The sequence below is a fragment of the Floricoccus penangensis genome (assembly GCF_001832885.1).
In the GTDB taxonomy this organism is placed as follows: Bacteria; Bacillota; Bacilli; order Lactobacillales; family Streptococcaceae; genus Floricoccus; species Floricoccus penangensis.
This window is the reverse complement of the sequence record NZ_MKIQ01000023.1, coordinates 114,889-132,129: the sequence shown is the minus strand read 5'-3', so window position 1 is coordinate 132,129 and position 17,241 is coordinate 114,889. Positions and strand designations below refer to the sequence as shown.

The following is a 17,241-nucleotide window of genomic DNA, read 5'->3' as shown; positions in this document are numbered from 1 at the left end:
TAGTCTATCATAACCGCGAATCGTTGTCAACTACTTTTTTAAAGTTTTTTTAACAACCAGTTATTTCGACTTGTCGCTCTCTCGAGACAACTTCATTATTCTATCATCAGACTTTATCTTTGTCAACTACTTTTTAAAACTTTTTTCACAAGTTTTTTTTCGTTGACTGTTTCGTCCTTGACAGTGTTATTATCTTATCATCCCCACATTTGTTTGTCAATAACTTTTTTAAATTTTTAACAATCTTATTTTTAATCTTTTCACTTCTCAATACTACTTAGTTCGATTTTTACTTTTTACAATTTAAACATTGAGGTAATTTTAAAATAAAATACGAACTATATATCGAATTTGTTCTACTCGATATTTTTATAGTTCGTATTTTTGTAATTTTATTTTTTAAATTTTATTGTTCTTCTTCAACAATCGAATTGAATACTTCTTCAATCATATTCCATTCTGCATCTGAATCTTCAGAGATTGGTACAATAATTTCTTCACCATTCTCATCTTTTTCAATTGCATAAGGTAAAATTAAAGCTTCATCATCTTCATTTAGTTCATGTGGAACAAGAAGAATGTAGTCTTTGCCAAATTCTTTTTGAGCTTCAATTTCTAAATAAACTTCATATAACACTTCATCTCCATTTTCATCATAAAGCGTTACTAGTTCAATGTCATCATGGTTGTGATCGTGATTATGTTCAGTCATAATTTATCCCTCTTCTTTTCTGTTTTTTTATTTATATGTTATCTATGTATCTCTAAATAATTTTGCAGAATTAAAACTGCTGCTAATTTATCGATTACTTTTTTGCGTTTATTCCTACTTGTATCATTTGATATTAACATTCTTTCGGCTTCTACCGTTGACAAACGCTCATCTTGATACTCTACCGGTAAATTATATCTTTCTTCGAGAAGTTTGCCATACTTTTGGCTTGCCTCTGCTCTCGGACCCAAAGTGTTATTCATGTTTTTCGGAAGACCTAATACAAAACGACCAGGTTTATTCTCTTTTACAAGCTCATCCATTCGTTCCAAACCAAACTCGCCGGACTCCTCATCAATCTTTATGATTTCAAGCCCTTGAGCAGTTATTCCCAATAAGTCACTCACAGCAACACCAACCGTTTTACTTCCTACATCAAGTCCTAGAATTCTTTCCATTAGATTTCTGCACCTTGATCTTTCAAGTATGATTTTATTAATTCTTCAACGATATCATCTCTATCAAATCTACGAATTAAGTTTCTAGCATCATTATGGCGAGGTATATAAGCAGGATCTCCTGATAATACATAACCTACCATTTGATTAATAGGGCTATAACCTTTTTCTTCTAGAGCTTTATATACAGTAACAAGTGTAGCTCCAATTTCCTCTTTGCTTGAATCTTCAAATTCGAAGCGAACTGTTTCATCTGTAAATCCCAAAAACTCACCTCTTTCTTATAGTTATTTACACAATTATAAGACATTTTGAATATATTTTCAAATTATCTTACTTTGCTATGGCAACACATTACCCGCAGCAATATATAATGAGTACCATTCTTCCCGAGAAAGTACTATATCTGAGGCTACTGCAATTTCTTCAATTCTCTTAGGATTCATTGTTCCAATAATAGTTTGAACATTTGCTGGGTGACTATTTATCCATGCATATGCAATAGCAGTTGGACTCGTATTATATTTTTCTGCTACTTCAACTAATTTTCTATTCAAATTTGGAAACTTTTCATTTCCAATAAATATACCTTCAAAATGTCCATATTGAAATGGAGACCATGCTTGAATTGTCATACCTTCAATACGTGAATAATCCCAAATGCTATCGTCACGGTCAATAGAAGCATCATTATGCATATTTACATTCAGACCTGAATCAAGCATTTCTGTGTGTTTAAGGCCAAACTGAAGCTGATTAATGACAAGCGATTCTTTTACTGCTGTCTTTAAAAGTTCAATTTGACTTTTCTTATGATTTGAAACGCCAAAGTATTTTACTTTGCCCGATTTTTTCAAAATATAAAATGCCTCGGCAACTTCCTCTGGTTCAACAAAAACATCTGGTCTATGAATAAGTAGTGTATCTAAGTAATCTGTATTTAATCGATTAAGAATTTTATCAGTGGAATTTAAAATATGCTCTTTAGATTGATCAAACATTATCCCTGGAACAATTCCGAGTTTCGATTGCAAGTAAATCTGCGAACGATTTATATTTGTCTTAGCAAATGCTTCAGCAAAAATAGATTCGCATTCACCTCTGCCATATATATCAGCATGATCAAAAAAATTTATCCCATTATTATATGCTGTTTCAATTACTTTTTGAGGATTTCGGTCTTCCTGATTAATCCGCATACACCCTAATATAAGATTAGAGACTTCTAAATCTGTATTTTTTATCTTTATTTTTTTCATAACTTCTCCCAACTTCTTTATAGTTGAACATATAAGGTTGTTTATCATTACACTTAAGAATCCCTCAGATTAAGTTTTTAGCTAAATAGCTAGTTTAGCGATAACTCTCCTCCTAATTGGTTTCATGTAATAATATATATTTTAACATAGAAATATAACTCAACAAAAAAATCGTAAGCGCTCGAGTTCGCTTTACGATTTTTTTATAATATTATGCAGAAATAACTGCACGTCCTTTACGACGACGAGATGCTAATACGCGACGTCCGTTCTTAGTAGACATACGTTTACGGAAACCATGTGTCTTTTGACGTTTACGTTTACTTGGTTGATAAGTACGTTTCATTTTGAAAGATCCTCCTGTTTTATTCTATTTATGTCTAGCCTAGGCTTTACTTGTTCGAATACTAAACATACCAAACTATTTTAATACATATAGTAGCCTTTTGTCAACCTATACTTATCATAAATTTGTGAAAAAGGAAAAATGACTCCTCTTTCATCCTAATATTCTTTGCGAACGACTATATATCTTCGTGAATCTTGACCTTCTGAGTGACTACTAATCCCTGGTTCTTTCGAAACCATTGAATGGATCATTTTTCTCTCAAAAGATTGCAAATCATTAATATATGCTGTTTCACCTTTTTTCGCTTTCTCAATTGCATTCCTTGCTAGTGATTTTAGAAAAGCTTGACGTTTATCAAGATAACCTGCAACATCTACTGTTATCTTTAGATAGTTATCAAACAAGGTACTAGCATATGCTTGGGCTATTAATTGTAAACTTTGCAAAATTTTTCCATGTTTCCCAATTAAAAGACCGTCTTGCTCCGAAGTTAAATTAAAGACAATATTGTCTAGTTCTTCATCGTAATACGACTGTACTGAAGTCGGAATTCCCATCTCTTTTGTAATATCAGATAGATATTTAGATATTTTAGAAACATCACTTGGCTGAGTTTTTTGATTAGAAGTAGATTTTTGCTCTACTTCTAATACAGAAACTGGTAAATCTGGTAAAATTTCATTCTTATCTGTATCACCAATATCTGTAGTAACTTCCTCGGAAACTATAGAATCTTCTTCCTTTAAATTACTTGAACCCGCAAGAATTGATTGTTTTTCTTTATCAGATAATAATTGTCCAGCCTCTTTTTCTGCTTGACGGACAGCCTTAATCACCTTGCTTAATTCTACAGTTGCTTCTTTTGAACTCTTTATTTCTTGACCACCAAGTGTTGTTCGATTAGTTCCACGAATAGCAAGTCTGTCAGCTTTTAATTGTGTTTCTTCACTAATGATATCAATATTGACACGAGCACGTTTAACACCGAATCCTAAAAATCCTTTTTTCTCATGTTGTTCAATTTCAATATGAACCTTTTCACGACTGACACCAAGTCTCGCTAACCCTCGTTCAATCGCTTTTTCTACAGTTTCACCAGTAAAAACAACCATAATATACTCCTTCAAAATTTATTTTTGCATAAACTTCAAACTTATTTTTTCTTTTTAGCTTTCTTAATTGCTTTTTCACGAGCCTTGACCTTATCTTTTTCAGATTGTTCTTTAGCTTTTCTCTCTTCCTCTATTTTAAAAGGATTGTTTAGAAGCAATGTTTGGAATACTTGGAATGCATTTGACACTGTCCAGTATAGAGTTACCCCGCTTGCTAAATTCAATGAAGTGAATAAAATGAACAGAGGCATAAAATATGTCATAGTTGTTGTCATTGTATTTTTTTCAGGCATTGATTTCATATTTAGCCAAGAACTTAGGAAAGTAAATAAGGCAGCAAGGACTGGTAAGATAAAGTACGGATCTGGTTTAGCGATATCAAGCCATAAGAAGTGACCACTACGAAGAAAATCAACCCTTGTTAATGCTTGATATAAGGCCATCAAAATTGGCATTTGAACCAGCAACGGAAGACAGCCAATCATAGGATTTGCATTATGTTCTGAATAAAGGGCTTGTGTTTCTTCTGAAAGAAGTCTTCTACTTTCGGCATCTTTACCAGGATACTTAGCTTGTATTTTTTTAATCTCAGGTTGCAAGTCTTGCATTGTACGTGATGACTTGATTTGCATATGCATCAATGGCAAGAGAGCTATACGAATTAAAAGAGTAAATAAAATAATACCAATTCCAGTTGAACCATTAAGCGATAAAAATCTAATGATTTCTGCAAATATATAAACAAATTTGTCCCATAAACCTGATGAAGAAGCTGTAATATCACTTCGACCACACCCTGAAAGAACTAAAACCATCAATAAGCTTGATGCAGCAGCTAATTTTCTTTTCAAACTAACTTAAATCTCCGTCTCTATAAATTTCTGCATGTTTCAAAGCATGCTTTAGATTTTTTTTGATTTCAGTAAAATCTAGATCCTCAACACCTACACGAACTATAACTAGAAAATCAAAGCTCTCAATGTTTGGTGAAAATTCCATCAAAGAGTGGCGAACTAAGCGTTTCACTCGATTTCTAGTAACTGCATTACCGATTTTTTTTCCCACAGATATCCCAACACGGTAATGTTTTTCAGAAGTTTCATCTTTGTATATAACAAATTTTCTATTAGCAAAAGTATCTTTTTTTCCTAAAATCCTCTGAAAATCTTGGGAACTCTTAATTCTATATGATTTTTTCATTGGATCCTCACTTTACTAGACTACATTCAATCTATCAGATTATAACATAAAAGCCTAAAAACGTATATAGACTGTACATCTTTAGGCATTATTTTTTATAAAAGCGATTCTTTCGCTACCTGTATTTGTTCCTTAATCGCTTCAAAACCAGTTCCTCCATAAGAATTACGTCTACCGACTGCCGTCTTTGAATCTAAATACTGATAAATATCAGATTCAATTAAATTAGATAGTTCCTGATAACGCTTCAGAGGGACATCTTGTAAATAGTAACCTTGCTTTGTACATTCAAGGACTAATTTCCCTACAATTTCATGAGCCTCTCTAAAAGGAAGACCTTTTGCAGCAAGATAATCAGCGAGCTCTGTTGCATTTGAAAAATCAGATTTTGTTGCTTCTTCCATAATATCTTCGTTGATTATCATAGTGTTAAGCATTCCATTCATAACATCCAATGAAGTTAATATTGTTTTTGCTGTATCAAACATGCCTTCTTTATCTTCTTGAAGATCTTTATTATAAGCCAAAGGAAGTGACTTCATAACCGTCAAAAGCCCCACTAAATCTCCATATACACGACCTGTTTTACCTCTGATAAGTTCCGCCATATCAGGATTTTTCTTTTGTGGCATGATACTAGAGCCTGTTGAAAAACTATCAGATAGGCTGATGAACTTGAACTCATTGCTACACCAAAGAATAATTTCTTCACAGAAGCGACTTAAATGCATCATTAAGATGCTGGAGTTACTCAAAAACTCTAGAATAAAATCTCTATCACTCACTGCATCTAAAGAATTTTCATATGGTCCAGTAAAATCTAAAAGATCTGCCGTTAATTTTCTATCAATAGGAAAGGTTGTACCAGCTAGTGCCGCTGCACCTAATGGTGAAATATTTGTATGTTTTAAATTAAAGGTAAAGCGCTCTGTATCTCTTGTTAGCATTTGATAATAAGCCATTAGGTGGTGAGCAAATGAAATTGGTTGAGCATGCTGAAGATGGGTATAACCTGGCATAATAGTTTCGATATGTTCTTCAGAAATTTTAACTAGTGTTGTTCTAAGAGTGTGAAGTTTTTCGATTGTTAGGTCCAATGTATCACGTAAATACAAATGCATGTCTGTCGCTACTTGATCGTTACGACTACGGGCTGTGTGGAGCTTACCTGCAACTGGACCAATTTGGTCGTGTAGATAACTCTCCATGTTCATATGGACGTCTTCATTAGCTACAGTAAACTCAATTTGCCCCGCTTCATATTTTTCTTCAACTGCTTTAATTCCATCTTTGATTTTCTCAGCTTCTGCCTCAGTCAAAATCCCAGTTTTAGCTAGCATGGTAACATGGGCAAGGCTACCTTGTAAATCTTGACGAGCCATTTTTTGATCAAATGAAATTGATGCTCCGAACTCTTCAACCCAATCAGAAACAGATTCTTCAAAACGTCCGCCCCAAAGCTTTTCTACCATATATCCTAATCCTTATCTTTTTGTTTTGCTTGTACTTCTGCATTTACTTTTGTAGGTAGTCCCCAAAGTTTGATGAAACCAACTGCAGCATCTTGATCAAATGTATCAGAGCTTGTATAAGTTGCTAGATTCTCATCATATAAAGAATTTGGCGATTTTCTTCCTACAACTGCGGCCGTACCTTTAAATAATCTAACACGCGCAGTCCCATTAACTACTTTTTGTGTCTGTTTGATATAGGCAATTAGACTGTCTGTTGCTGGATTAAACCACAAACCATTATAAATAAGATTTGAAAATTCATTTTCAATAATAGGTTTAAAATGTGCAACATCACGCACGAGTGTGATATCTTCGATTTCCTTATGGGCTGTCAATAAAGTTACGGCAGCTGGACATTCATAAATCTCACGTGATTTTATACCAACAAGTCTATTTTCTACATGGTCAATACGTCCAATTCCATGAACACCTGCAATATTATTAAGTTTTTGAATTAAATCAGCAAGTTTAAGTTCTTCATTATTTAATTTTACAGGAACTCCACCGTTAAATTCAATTTCAATATATTCTGGTTCATCTGGTGCATCCACAATTGACTTAGTTATCCCATAAGCGTCTTCAGGCGCTTCAGTCCACGGATTCTCAAGAACACCACATTCATTTGCACGTCCCCAAAGATTTTGGTCAACTGAATAAGGGCTATCCAGCTGAGCTGGAACTGGTATACCGTTTTCTTTTGCATAATTAATCTCTTCTTCTCTAGACCATTTCCACTCACGAACTGGAGCAACTACTTTAAGATTGGGATCTAGGGCAGCAATAGCTACTTCGAAACGAACCTGATCATTTCCTTTCCCTGTACATCCGTGAGCTATTGTTGTTGCTCCGTATTCATGGGCAACTTCAACTAGTTTTTTAGAGATTAAAGGACGCGACAAGGCAGATACTAATGGATATTTTTGTTCATAATATGCATGACCTTGTAAGGCAGGCAATACATATTGCTCTGCAAACTCATCTTTAACATTGATTACTTTAGAATCAATTGCACCTACCGTTAAAGCTTTATCGTGAATAAAATCCAAATCCTTACCTTCACCAACATCCATACAAACTGCTATTACATCATATTTTTCAGCCAACCACTTTATTGCTACCGATGTATCTAAACCACCCGAATATGCTAAAATTACTTTTTCTTTACTCATTTCCCTATCCTCTTTTCAGTATATTTATTCATATGCATTTTATATTAATGCATTTTTATTCATTAGTCAAGCATAAATATGCAAAAAAATTTTTTTTTATTCATTATTATAATCTTGCCAACTAAAACAAGAGATGATATAATATATCTTGTCAGCGGAGATGGCGGAATTGGCAGACGCGCAGGACTAAGGATCCTGTGACCGCTTTAGGTCGTGAGGGTTCAAGTCCCTTTCTCCGCATATATCGAGGGTTTAGAGCTTTTATTTTTCGACAGATAATTTCTTTTCCCCATTTGGTAACGTGTTGGTAACGAGTTGTATAATCTTGTTACCTTTTTTTGTTGTTTTATTTATTTCATCAACTTCAATATCATGAGTTTTGAAGTTATTAAAATCATATAATTCTTTAATTACTTCTTCTTGTTTATCCTTATTAATATGACCGTAAACATTACGAGTAACATTTGAACTTTCAGATTACCCTTTATTTTCTGTATATACTCCTTTGAAAATATTCAGCAGTCGGTAAAAAAAAGTCCACATAAATATGTAAGACTCAATCATATGTCTATAAAAACATTCTATTAATTAATTTTTACTAATTTATATAATAAAATCCTTAAGAAGAATAACTTATACGTACTCCCTAATTATTATGCCGTGCATTTCAATACTCTTTAGACGAGCCAATCAATCATAATTAATAATTCCATCTATTATTTCTACGCCTTTCGTTGCTATAAATACATTATTTCTTAATTCTATATTCTTACTAGGTTTTAAAAAATGAATTGGATAATAAATTTTTTCAAAACCCGTTGCTGGTTTATTTAATGGATAAATTATATTTTGAAATACATTATCTAGAATAATAATATTATTTATATCATATCCTGTATGACTTCCGATACTTGATCCATACTTCGAAATTACTAATTTATCATCTCCGTTTTTACCTACGTATGGTAAAAACATAGAGTTTTTCACTTCAATATTATTTGTAATTCCATACTTATCATTTTCTACATCTTCAAAAAATAAAACTTTTGAAATTAATTTATCACCTGTTCCAAAAGCACCATCAGATGCACCAATATCAAATTGAATTGCTTCCGCAAATAAATCATGCAAAGGTTCTTTCAAAAGATCCTTACTTTTGCTTTCAATAGATTTTATATCATCTTCATTTTGAACACCATATCCATAAACACCGATTTTATCAAAAGTATTAAAAGAACAATTAGATAAATCAAAAATATGACTTCCTTTGGCAAGAGCTTGGTTAAATGTTAAATTTTGAAATTTAGAATTTTTCACTTTCAACAACATTGCATTAAAGCCTCCAAAATCGTATTTTTCATTCGATACTGAACCAGTAATAGTTAAATTTTTATAAGATAAATTCATATCTTCTTTAAGATACCAATTAAAGTATCCACTGCTTTTTATTTTAATTTTTGAATAATTAAAATTTATAGTTCTAGCATTCTTATTAGGACTAAAATACCATTTTAGAGGTTTATCTAATATATATTCCTTGTTCCTAGGAAAAACCACATCTTCAGATAAATCAAATAAAATATCTCCTTTTACAAGTTTATCATCTATAACAAGTTTATCTAAATCATCTTGAGTTCTGATAGTATATTCATAATAATTCTTAGAATTTATTTCCTCAGCATTCCCATTACCTACTTTAATCATTAAAGAAAAAAGTAAGAAAATAAGTATAATTACCGATTTACTGTATATTCTCAAATTTTTCTCCTTTTTATATAATATGTTTTCCATTCTACACTTTTTCTGGAACAATTACAGTTCTAAACTCATATCTAGTTGATAAATTACTGAAATAATGTAAATTACAATTTTTTTAGAAATAGTTTACTTTTCTTTTATTTGTAAACTATAAGATTCATTGACCAAATGTTGCTGCATCTAGTTTGAGCAGTAATTTCAAATGATTATAACATACTCTTTGCCAACTGTTGTGGTTGTATAAAATATCTGCTTAGTTATAGAAGTTTGAGTAGCACGATAACCGTGCTACTTTTTTGTTTAGAAAGTTAGATCCCTTGTACAATCATTATTCTTCTCTTAAAGTTATTAAAGTTCGTATAGCTATAAGATATTCTCTTTACTACTTTAATATTGTTGTTCATGTCTTCAAGTCTACCATTATTGTAAGGAAGTAATTTTGCGTTTTGTATATCATCATTAAATCTTCTAAAGGTCTTAAATACAGTTTTAAATCTTGTCACTCCAACCATATAGATAAAAGCCATAGAAGATTTATAGTCTTTAGTTACCCTGAATTCATCAAAATGGACTACCTCAAGAAGGTATGAGAAGATGTTCTAGTAATTTTGTAGTAAGATTTGAACTCTATAAAATGAGATTATCTTTAGCAATGTCCTTAATTGATTTCTTATCTTTTAAATCAATCACAATATAGTATTTAACAGCTTGCTATACCTGACAGTTTTTCATAACAATATTAGTTTCGCCTGTTTTAGTAGCACCATATCTTTTACATTTGTATCTATATTTCTTTGATTTTAGATATGTTTTATATTTGAATGTAGGAGTAAGTAGAATATCAGAGGTGAAGTATCCGTGTTTAATCCAGTTCCTCTTATCAGTCTTGCATTCACACCTTTGAGATAGTCTAGTTAATGATGCAAGTACACAAGTACAATTAACATTCTTAATTGATTAGTAATCTCACCAGTAAAAAATAATATAGGATCTTCAATTCTTATTATATTTCTGAGAGAATAGTTATTGAGCATATGCCTTTTCTCCTGTGGAATGTTTTTGTGGTTATTAACTATTCTAACAGAGAGTCATACGTTTTTTTATTTATATCAAAAAAGTGTGAATGGTTTTTAACCACCCATACTAGAAATTACCATATAACAAAAACAAAAATGGACTCTTATTAAGAGATCCATTTTTGTTTTTGTTTTTTATGGAATCATACCAAATATTAATGCTGCTAAAACTGCTCCAATGATTGGTCCAACGATTGGCACCCAAGAGTATGCCCAATCAGAATCACCTTTATTTGCTATTGGTAGTACTTGATGAGCAATACGAGGGCCTAAATCACGTGCTGGATTTAATGCGTACCCTGTTGGTCCACCAAGTGATAAACCTAAAGCTAGAATTAACCCACCTACTGCAAAGACATTAAGTCCATCTGCAAAATTATTACGTCCAAATGCTAGTAATCCAAATACTAGTACAAACGTTCCAATTGCTTCAGTCACAACGTTTGCTGGATAATCTCTAACGGCAGGACCGGTTGCAAATGTTCCAAGGATTGCCCCTTGATCCTTTGTTTCATTCCATAAAGGACGGTAAGCAAGCCATACAAGAACTGCACCTAGAAACGCACCTAACATTTGAGCTAAGATAAATGGAACAACTTGACCATAACTAATTGCACCTGTCATTGCCATTGCAATTGTTACAGCAGGATTTAGATGTGCAGGTCCTAAGAAACCTGACATATATACAGCCATTGTTACTGCCATTGCCCATCCAAAGGCAATTACAATCCAGCCTGAACCTTCTGCCTTACTTTTTTTAAGATTAACTGCTGCACATACTCCATCACCTAGAAGTACTAAAAACATTGTCCCTAAAAATTCACCTAAAATTTCATGCATCTTATTCTCTCCTTATTTTAAATAAGATAAATCTGATTCAGATATAACCTCGTCAAGTTCAGCTAATGCACTAGATTTTTGTTCATCATTCCATTCTAGATATTCAGCCATTACATCAACTACTGGTTGAATCAAATCATCAAGACTATCTCTTTGGAAAAGAATATGATTTGTACGTCGCATAAAGTAGTCAGCGGGAGCAAGTACAATTTCTTCATCGAGTCCATAGCGAAGTCGTGCTGACTCAGCTAGTGTCAAACCTGGATATGCTTCAATTTCTTTAGCTAAAGCAAAGATTTTCAATGAATTCATTCCATAAAAATCAGCAATATAAGTTGCTTCTTCTTCTGAAAGTCCTGCTTCAATTCCTACCTTAGCATTTTTAGCAACTGTTTCAGTTACTTTTGTATTATCAAATTCACCACCAGAAATCGCATATCTTTTTGAATCAACTTCTTTAAATGTTTCGTTATATTGATCAGCTAAAATTGTGCGGATTAATTCTAATGCACCTTCTGCCATTTTACGGTAGTCAGTAATTTTACCACCAGCAAGTGTAATTAAGCCATCTTCTTCTTGTTCTAATAATGAACCACGTGATACTTGAGATGGAGATAGTTCTTTTTCCCCACGACTATTTTCTAGATGGTTAAGAACATTTTCAACATCTTCACGAGAGATTTTATCTTCTTTGTAAGCTACAACTGCATCTAAAACATCATTAAAACTTTTATCTGAAATTGTACCATTATCACCACCATTGTAGTCAGAACCAGCATTTCCTCCTAGTAATGGACGAAGACCAGCCCAGCTTGATTCAATGTCATTGATTGTGATATTTGCTTCTGGGTAACGGAAATTAATTACTTCAAGTAAGTAATCAACATCATCTTGAGTCACTTTTGGTTCTGCAAAGTCACCTTTATAATCAGTGTCAGTTGTACCAAAGTATGTTTTGTTTTCTCTTGGGATTGCAAAGACCATTCTTCCATCATGTTTACCTGTATCAAAATATGTTGGTTGTGGTACTGGAAGTTTTGCCGCATCAACTACTAAGTGAACACCTTTGGTTGGACGCATCATTGGTCGTACTGCACGTGTAAAGTTAAGTGTGCGAACTTTATCTACCCAAGGTCCACTTGTATTAATGACAAGTTTTGCCTTGATTTCAATAACTTCATCTGTTAATAAATCACGCGCCTTAACACCGTTAATTTTTTGGTTTTCATCATAAGTAAAACCAATAACTTTCATTTTACTTACTGCAAGTGCACCGTCCTCAACTGCTTTTTTTACGTTATCAATTACTAAACGGGCATCATTGTTACGGAAATCCAAGTAAACTCCTGCACCTAGAAGACCTTCTTTTTTAATATAAGGTTCGCGTTCAAGAACTTCTTCTGGTGTCAAAGTGTAATTTGCAAATGCAGAATTTTCAACTCCTGCAAGACGGTCATAGATGTCCATAGCAACTTTGACTGAGAACATGTTGAATGTTGTTGCTCCTTCATCGTCATATAGAGGTAGAAGCATTGGGTCTGGTTTAGGAATATGAGGCGCAACTTGTTGAACCACCGCGCGTTCACTTACTGTATCTGCCACAACTTCTACATCAAAGTTTTTAAGGTAACGGATTCCACCATGAACTAGCTTTGTAGAGCGTGATGATGTTCCTTCAGCAAAGTCCTGCATTTCAATTAATCCAGTTTTAATACCTGCAGCAGAAGCCTGAAGTGCAACACCTGCACCAGTGATACCCCCACCGATTACTAGTAAATCTAATTCTTCTTCTTGAAGGCTTTTAATTGTGTTCTTTCTTGATTTTTTTGAAAATTCCATTTTAATCCTCTTCCTTTAAATTTGTAAATGTTTGAGTGGCTTTAACTGCACGTTTCCAACCACCATATAAATTATTTCTACGTTCGTCATCCATATCTGATTCGAACATTTTACCTACTGCATAAAATTCTCTAATTTCATCAATATCTTTCCAGTATCCAACTGCAAGACCCGCTAAGAATGCTGCCCCTAATGCTGTGGTTTCGAGATCTCCTGCTTTTTGTACAGGAACATCTAAAATATCTGATTGGAACTGCATTAGATAACTATTATTTGCTGCTCCACCATCAACTTTAAGAACAGGAATTGCAATACCAGTATCTTCTTCCATAGTATCAATTACATCTCTTACTTGGTAAGCAATTGATTGTAAAGTAGCCTTTATTATATCATTTTCTGTTGTACCACGTGTAAGACCAAACATTGCACCACGTGCTTCTTGATCCCAATATGGAGCTCCTAGACCTACAAATGCAGGTACTACATAAACTTCATCATCATTCGTTGATTTTTTAGCAGCGTCTTCTGAGTCGCTTGCTTTTTCAACCATATGAATCCCATCTCTCAACCATTGAATTGAAGAACCTGCAACAAATATACTACCTTCAAGTGCATAATAAACTTTTCCATTTATTCCATAACCAATAGTTGTAAGTAATTTATGTTTTGAATATTGTGGTTTTTCACCTGTATTCATAACAATGAAAGATCCTGTTCCGTATGTATTTTTCACCATACCTGGATCAAATGCCATTTGTCCAAACAATGCTGCTTGTTGATCTCCTGCCATACCTGAGATTGGAACTTCACTTCCAAAGAAGTGATATCCTTGAGTATAGCCATATATTTCTGAGTTAGAGGCAACTTTTGGAAGCATTACTTCAGGAATATTTAACAGTTCTAATATTTCCTTATCCCATTCCAAGTCATTGATATTAAACATCATTGTACGACTTGCATTTGAATAGTCAGTAACGTGTGATCCACCATCAGTTAGTTTCCAAACAAGCCATGTATCTATTGTTCCAAAAAGCAACTCGCCTTTCTCCGCTCTTTCTTGAGCACCTTCAACATTATCTAAAATCCATCTAACTTTAGTTGCTGAGAAATAAGCATCTATTACTAAACCTGTTTTTTTATGGAAGAAGTCTTCATAGCCATCTTTCTTTAACTGATTAGCAATTCCTGCTGATTGGCGTGATTGCCAAACAATCGCATTGTAAATTGGACGACCTGTGTCTTTTTCCCAAACAACTGTTGTTTCACGCTGATTAGTAATCCCAATACCAGCAATCTGTTCTGGTTTAATACCAGATTCAATAAATGATCCGGCAATTACAGATTGGACTGAATTCCAAATTTCATTGGCATTGTGCTCAACCCATCCTTCTTGTGGAAAGTACTGAGTAAATTCCTTTTGTGAACTCGAAACTTGCTTGCCCTTTTTATCGTAAATGATAGCACGTGAGCTTGTAGTTCCTTGGTCAATAGCCATGATGTATGTTCCTTCTGGCATAATCTTCTCCTTTTTGATCAACATATTTTTGTAAACGTTTTCTATAAACTTATAATATATGTTTTAATGCAACTTTTACAATCAATAACTTATAATCGTGGTCAATTTCTGACAGTTTTTGCAAATTTCCCTTTAAGAATCATGGTTTAGATAAGATGTTTTTTTCTGTTTTTCTTTCTTCTATTATTTTTTTGATCATTGCTAAATCATAATTACTTTCAAATTCCGACAGAAGATATAATTTCTCATCTTCTTTTATGGTAATTTTGGGATTAGTTGTAATTACTAAATCGTACTTATTTCTCTTCTCGTATTTCTCAACTTGAATACCTTTAACAGCTGATGTCAATGTCCTAAAAAGATACTGATAATAATTTGGACCATATACAGGGAGGCTCTCCTCCACAATCCCTATATTTATAATCTCAGCAATATGAAAATCAATTATGGAAAGAATATTTATGTAACTTATTAAAAGGAAATTTTGTAGGTCAGATGTTTCACTTTCATCATAATCAATTCCGATTTGCTCTAAAACGACCTTTTGTAATGATTTTGCAAGCTTAAATAGATTATGGCTCAAGAGCTTCGTTTCTTTTTTGATTAAATTTTCCCATTCATATTTTTGTAGGTACCCTTTAAAGAAATATAATCTACTGTTTGTTTGGGACAGCTGATATCCTATCTGTTTTTCCAAATTCAAGGAGATTCTTTTAGAACTGTAATGTTGCAAGATGTACTCTCTAATGTATACGTCATGCATGGCGGTAGGCAACCTTTTACTACGCATAAGATCATAATAGTAATGTCTATCTTCATTCATTATTGGCAGAGCACTGACAAAGGCGTATATACTCATACTTTCAAAATTAAAGTCATACTCAGAACTACTAACAAAATAATCTGTCATAAAAGTATAAATATCTTTATACAATTTGTCTTTTTGAAAAAGACGACTTTTTTTGACTAGGTTATTTTTCCGACCTTGTTTAGAATTTTGGCGTAGCCTAGATATCTCAAGCCAAATTTGCAGTGAAATTTCTGCGCTTCTACTTATATCAATTGCTAATGCCCCAATCAATCCCCTAGCTTGAGTACTAATTTGACCATATTTTTTATGATTTATTGCGAAACTTTGATTATTTTTAATCAGATATTCATACATAAGAAAATAAAAATATCGAACTTGTAGCTCTTCACCAATTAATCGTCCATTTTTTATTGAAATACCAAACTCCTCTAGCAAAAAATTAATTCTTTTTATTTTGCGAAAGACTGATGACTCACTGATTGAAAGTTCTCTGGTTAATTGAATGATTGAAAACTTCTGATGATATAAAAGATAGTTTAATATTTTAAATTCAATGCTATCAAGAATGTAATGAGTAATAATAATATCTAAATTTAAATCCGCAGACATCTCCAAACTTAGGAAATCATCCTCACGTTTCACAATTAGCTTCTTATTAAGTTCTTCACCCAGTACGCAAATTTCCTGTAAATATAACTTTAGTGTATTTTTAGATAAATTTCTTTCTTTCATAAGTTTATCAAAACTTACGTTTGTATTTAGTAAAAGATAACGCAGAATACCTACTTTATGCGCCTCCTTCTTATCTATAATTTCTTCAATTTTCATATATTTTCCTTCATGGTTACTAGTAACTTATTAAATTAATTATAAACTAATTAAAGTATAAACTGAGAAACTTTTTACAAAAAAAGCACGATTTTCATCGTGACTCTATTTTCAATATATTAATTTTGATTTTCTAACGGAATTACAAATATCTTAAGAGCGAAGGCAAGAGGAACCACAAGTTCATTTTGATTCATGCTGATGACCACTTGATCATCTTCTTCATTTTTCTCTAAAATATTTACTGTTTGCCCTAGTCCAAGGGAATTTTCTTCAACAAATTCAAGAAGTTTGCTACTATCATCAAATCGTTTTATTTCAACTTGTGAACCAATTTCGAAAGAACTCAATGGGTCAGTATATTTTTCAAAAATTATCTTATCTTTATTAATCATACTTCCATGTGGACAAGTTTCAGGCTGTCCAAGAAAATTGTATAGTTTATCGAAGAAGTCTAGATCTTTTACATGTTCAAGCTCTTCAGCAAGCGTGTGAACCTCTCTTAACGAATAGTCTAAACTATCATATAAAAATCTTTCGAATATGCGATGGTTTCTAATGGTCGTCGCAGTAACTTCTGCGCCTTTATCAGTCAAGATAGCACCCTTGTATGGAGTATAGGTTATGTAATCTTCTTCACTTAATTTAAGAAGCATCTCTGAGACAGAAGGAGGTGATACCTGAAGTTTTTGCGAAAGAACCTTGTTGGATACGTGCTCGTCAAGTCCTCCATTTTGATAAATAACCTTTAGGTAGTCTTCTTGATTAGCATTATTCACATGTTTCTTCATTTGATCACC

The 17,241-nt window shown here is 32.9% G+C and carries 17 protein-coding genes and 1 tRNA gene; 1 reads left to right on the top strand and 17 read right to left on the bottom strand.

All coding sequences use genetic code 11. From position 1 onward, the window contains the following. Positions 1-406 precede the first annotated feature (406 nt). The 10 genes from BG262_RS03945 to BG262_RS03900 all read right to left on the bottom strand — a co-directional run bounded on the left by BG262_RS03945 (position 407) and on the right by BG262_RS03900 (position 7,773). A complete protein-coding gene (locus tag BG262_RS03945; protein WP_371827960.1) occupies positions 407-715 on the bottom strand; it encodes a DUF1292 domain-containing protein in 309 nt (102 codons plus the stop codon). A gap of 35 nt (positions 716-750) precedes the next feature. Further along, on the bottom strand, positions 751-1,170 hold the full coding sequence (ruvX, locus tag BG262_RS03940; RefSeq protein WP_070787581.1) for a Holliday junction resolvase RuvX: 420 nt from the start codon (positions 1,168-1,170) through the stop codon (positions 751-753). Then, entirely contained in the window at positions 1,170-1,436 is a 267-nt protein-coding gene (locus tag BG262_RS03935; protein WP_070787580.1) for an IreB family regulatory phosphoprotein, read from the bottom strand. The genes ruvX and BG262_RS03935 overlap by 1 nt, the downstream gene beginning before the upstream one ends. Positions 1,437-1,511: 75 nt before the next feature. After that, a complete protein-coding gene (locus tag BG262_RS03930) occupies positions 1,512-2,429 on the bottom strand; it encodes an aldo/keto reductase (RefSeq protein ID WP_070787579.1) in 918 nt (305 codons plus the stop codon). A 211-nt stretch (positions 2,430-2,640) separates the two neighbouring features. Next, positions 2,641-2,775: a 50S ribosomal protein L34 gene (rpmH, locus tag BG262_RS03925; protein ID WP_070787578.1), complete on the bottom strand. Its 135-nt coding sequence runs from the start codon at positions 2,773-2,775 to the stop codon at positions 2,641-2,643. A gap of 158 nt (positions 2,776-2,933) precedes the next feature. After that, positions 2,934-3,890: an RNA-binding cell elongation regulator Jag/EloR gene (gene jag, locus BG262_RS03920; protein WP_070787577.1), complete on the bottom strand. Its 957-nt coding sequence runs from the start codon at positions 3,888-3,890 to the stop codon at positions 2,934-2,936. A gap of 41 nt (positions 3,891-3,931) precedes the next feature. Beyond that, the gene (locus BG262_RS03915) at positions 3,932-4,705 is read right to left on the bottom strand and encodes a YidC/Oxa1 family membrane protein insertase (protein WP_158006640.1); all 774 of its coding nucleotides are present in this window, start codon (positions 4,703-4,705) and stop codon (positions 3,932-3,934) included. Positions 4,706-4,742: 37 nt separating this feature from the next. Further along, positions 4,743-5,090, bottom strand: a complete 348-nt coding sequence (gene rnpA, locus BG262_RS03910) for a ribonuclease P protein component (protein WP_070787575.1) — start codon at positions 5,088-5,090, stop codon at positions 4,743-4,745. Between the two features lie 95 nt (positions 5,091-5,185). Continuing rightward, positions 5,186-6,562, bottom strand: a complete 1,377-nt coding sequence (gene argH / locus BG262_RS03905; RefSeq protein WP_070787574.1) for an argininosuccinate lyase — start codon at positions 6,560-6,562, stop codon at positions 5,186-5,188. A 5-nt stretch (positions 6,563-6,567) separates the two neighbouring features. Further along, positions 6,568-7,773, bottom strand: a complete 1,206-nt coding sequence (locus tag BG262_RS03900; RefSeq protein ID WP_070787573.1) for an argininosuccinate synthase — start codon at positions 7,771-7,773, stop codon at positions 6,568-6,570. Between the two features lie 154 nt (positions 7,774-7,927). Here BG262_RS03900 and BG262_RS03895 point away from each other — a divergent pair. Next, positions 7,928-8,013, top strand: a tRNA-Leu gene (locus tag BG262_RS03895). Between the two features lie 450 nt (positions 8,014-8,463). On the opposite strand, the gene BG262_RS03890 is transcribed toward BG262_RS03895, so the two are convergent. The 7 genes from BG262_RS03890 to BG262_RS03865 all read right to left on the bottom strand — a co-directional run bounded on the left by BG262_RS03890 (position 8,464) and on the right by BG262_RS03865 (position 17,232). Beyond that, positions 8,464-9,531 carry a hypothetical protein gene (locus BG262_RS03890; RefSeq protein WP_070787572.1) on the bottom strand — a complete coding sequence of 356 codons (1,068 nt, stop codon included), beginning with the start codon at positions 9,529-9,531 and terminating at the stop codon, positions 8,464-8,466. Positions 9,532-9,839: 308 nt separating this feature from the next. Then, on the bottom strand, positions 9,840-10,058 hold the full coding sequence (locus BG262_RS11030; RefSeq protein WP_083312888.1) for a transposase: 219 nt from the start codon (positions 10,056-10,058) through the stop codon (positions 9,840-9,842). Positions 10,059-10,742: 684 nt separating this feature from the next. After that, complete coding sequence (locus BG262_RS03885; RefSeq protein ID WP_070787571.1) at positions 10,743-11,447, bottom strand: MIP/aquaporin family protein; 705 nt, start codon at positions 11,445-11,447, stop codon at positions 10,743-10,745. A gap of 12 nt (positions 11,448-11,459) precedes the next feature. Further along, the gene (gene glpO, locus BG262_RS03880; RefSeq protein WP_070787570.1) at positions 11,460-13,286 is read right to left on the bottom strand and encodes a type 1 glycerol-3-phosphate oxidase; all 1,827 of its coding nucleotides are present in this window, start codon (positions 13,284-13,286) and stop codon (positions 11,460-11,462) included. Position 13,287: 1 nt separating this feature from the next. Further along, positions 13,288-14,802, bottom strand: coding sequence for a glycerol kinase GlpK (gene glpK / locus BG262_RS03875; RefSeq protein ID WP_070787569.1), 1,515 nt, complete (start codon positions 14,800-14,802; stop codon positions 13,288-13,290). Positions 14,803-14,941: 139 nt separating this feature from the next. Next, positions 14,942-16,441: an AcpB/EbpR/MafR family transcriptional regulator gene (locus BG262_RS03870; protein WP_070787568.1), complete on the bottom strand. Its 1,500-nt coding sequence runs from the start codon at positions 16,439-16,441 to the stop codon at positions 14,942-14,944. A 119-nt stretch (positions 16,442-16,560) separates the two neighbouring features. Next, positions 16,561-17,232, bottom strand: a complete 672-nt coding sequence (locus BG262_RS03865; RefSeq protein WP_070787567.1) for a metal-dependent transcriptional regulator — start codon at positions 17,230-17,232, stop codon at positions 16,561-16,563. Positions 17,233-17,241 lie beyond the last annotated feature (9 nt).

Excerpts from the sequence above, each read along its gene's own strand:
- glpO (WP_070787570.1), bottom strand. The coding sequence starts at position 13,286 with ATGGAATTTTCAAAAAAATCAAGAAAGAACACAATTAAAAGCCTTCAA.
- ruvX (WP_070787581.1), bottom strand. The coding sequence starts at position 1,170 with ATGGAAAGAATTCTAGGACTTGATGTAGGAAGTAAAACGGTTGGTGTT.
- jag (WP_070787577.1), bottom strand. The coding sequence starts at position 3,890 with ATGGTTGTTTTTACTGGTGAAACTGTAGAAAAAGCGATTGAACGAGGG.
- argH (WP_070787574.1), bottom strand. The coding sequence starts at position 6,562 with ATGGTAGAAAAGCTTTGGGGCGGACGTTTTGAAGAATCTGTTTCTGAT.
- BG262_RS03900 (WP_070787573.1), bottom strand. The coding sequence starts at position 7,773 with ATGAGTAAAGAAAAAGTAATTTTAGCATATTCGGGTGGTTTAGATACA.
- BG262_RS03870 (WP_070787568.1), bottom strand. The coding sequence starts at position 16,441 with ATGAAAATTGAAGAAATTATAGATAAGAAGGAGGCGCATAAAGTAGGT.
- rnpA (WP_070787575.1), bottom strand. The coding sequence starts at position 5,090 with ATGAAAAAATCATATAGAATTAAGAGTTCCCAAGATTTTCAGAGGATT.
- BG262_RS03865 (WP_070787567.1), bottom strand. The coding sequence starts at position 17,232 with ATGAAGAAACATGTGAATAATGCTAATCAAGAAGACTACCTAAAGGTT.
- BG262_RS03915 (WP_158006640.1), bottom strand. The coding sequence starts at position 4,705 with ATGGTTTTAGTTCTTTCAGGGTGTGGTCGAAGTGATATTACAGCTTCT.
- glpK (WP_070787569.1), bottom strand. The coding sequence starts at position 14,802 with ATGCCAGAAGGAACATACATCATGGCTATTGACCAAGGAACTACAAGC.
- rpmH (WP_070787578.1), bottom strand. The coding sequence starts at position 2,775 with ATGAAACGTACTTATCAACCAAGTAAACGTAAACGTCAAAAGACACAT.
- BG262_RS03930 (WP_070787579.1), bottom strand. The coding sequence starts at position 2,429 with ATGAAAAAAATAAAGATAAAAAATACAGATTTAGAAGTCTCTAATCTT.
- BG262_RS03885 (WP_070787571.1), bottom strand. The coding sequence starts at position 11,447 with ATGCATGAAATTTTAGGTGAATTTTTAGGGACAATGTTTTTAGTACTT.
- BG262_RS11030 (WP_083312888.1), bottom strand. The coding sequence starts at position 10,058 with ATGGCTTTTATCTATATGGTTGGAGTGACAAGATTTAAAACTGTATTT.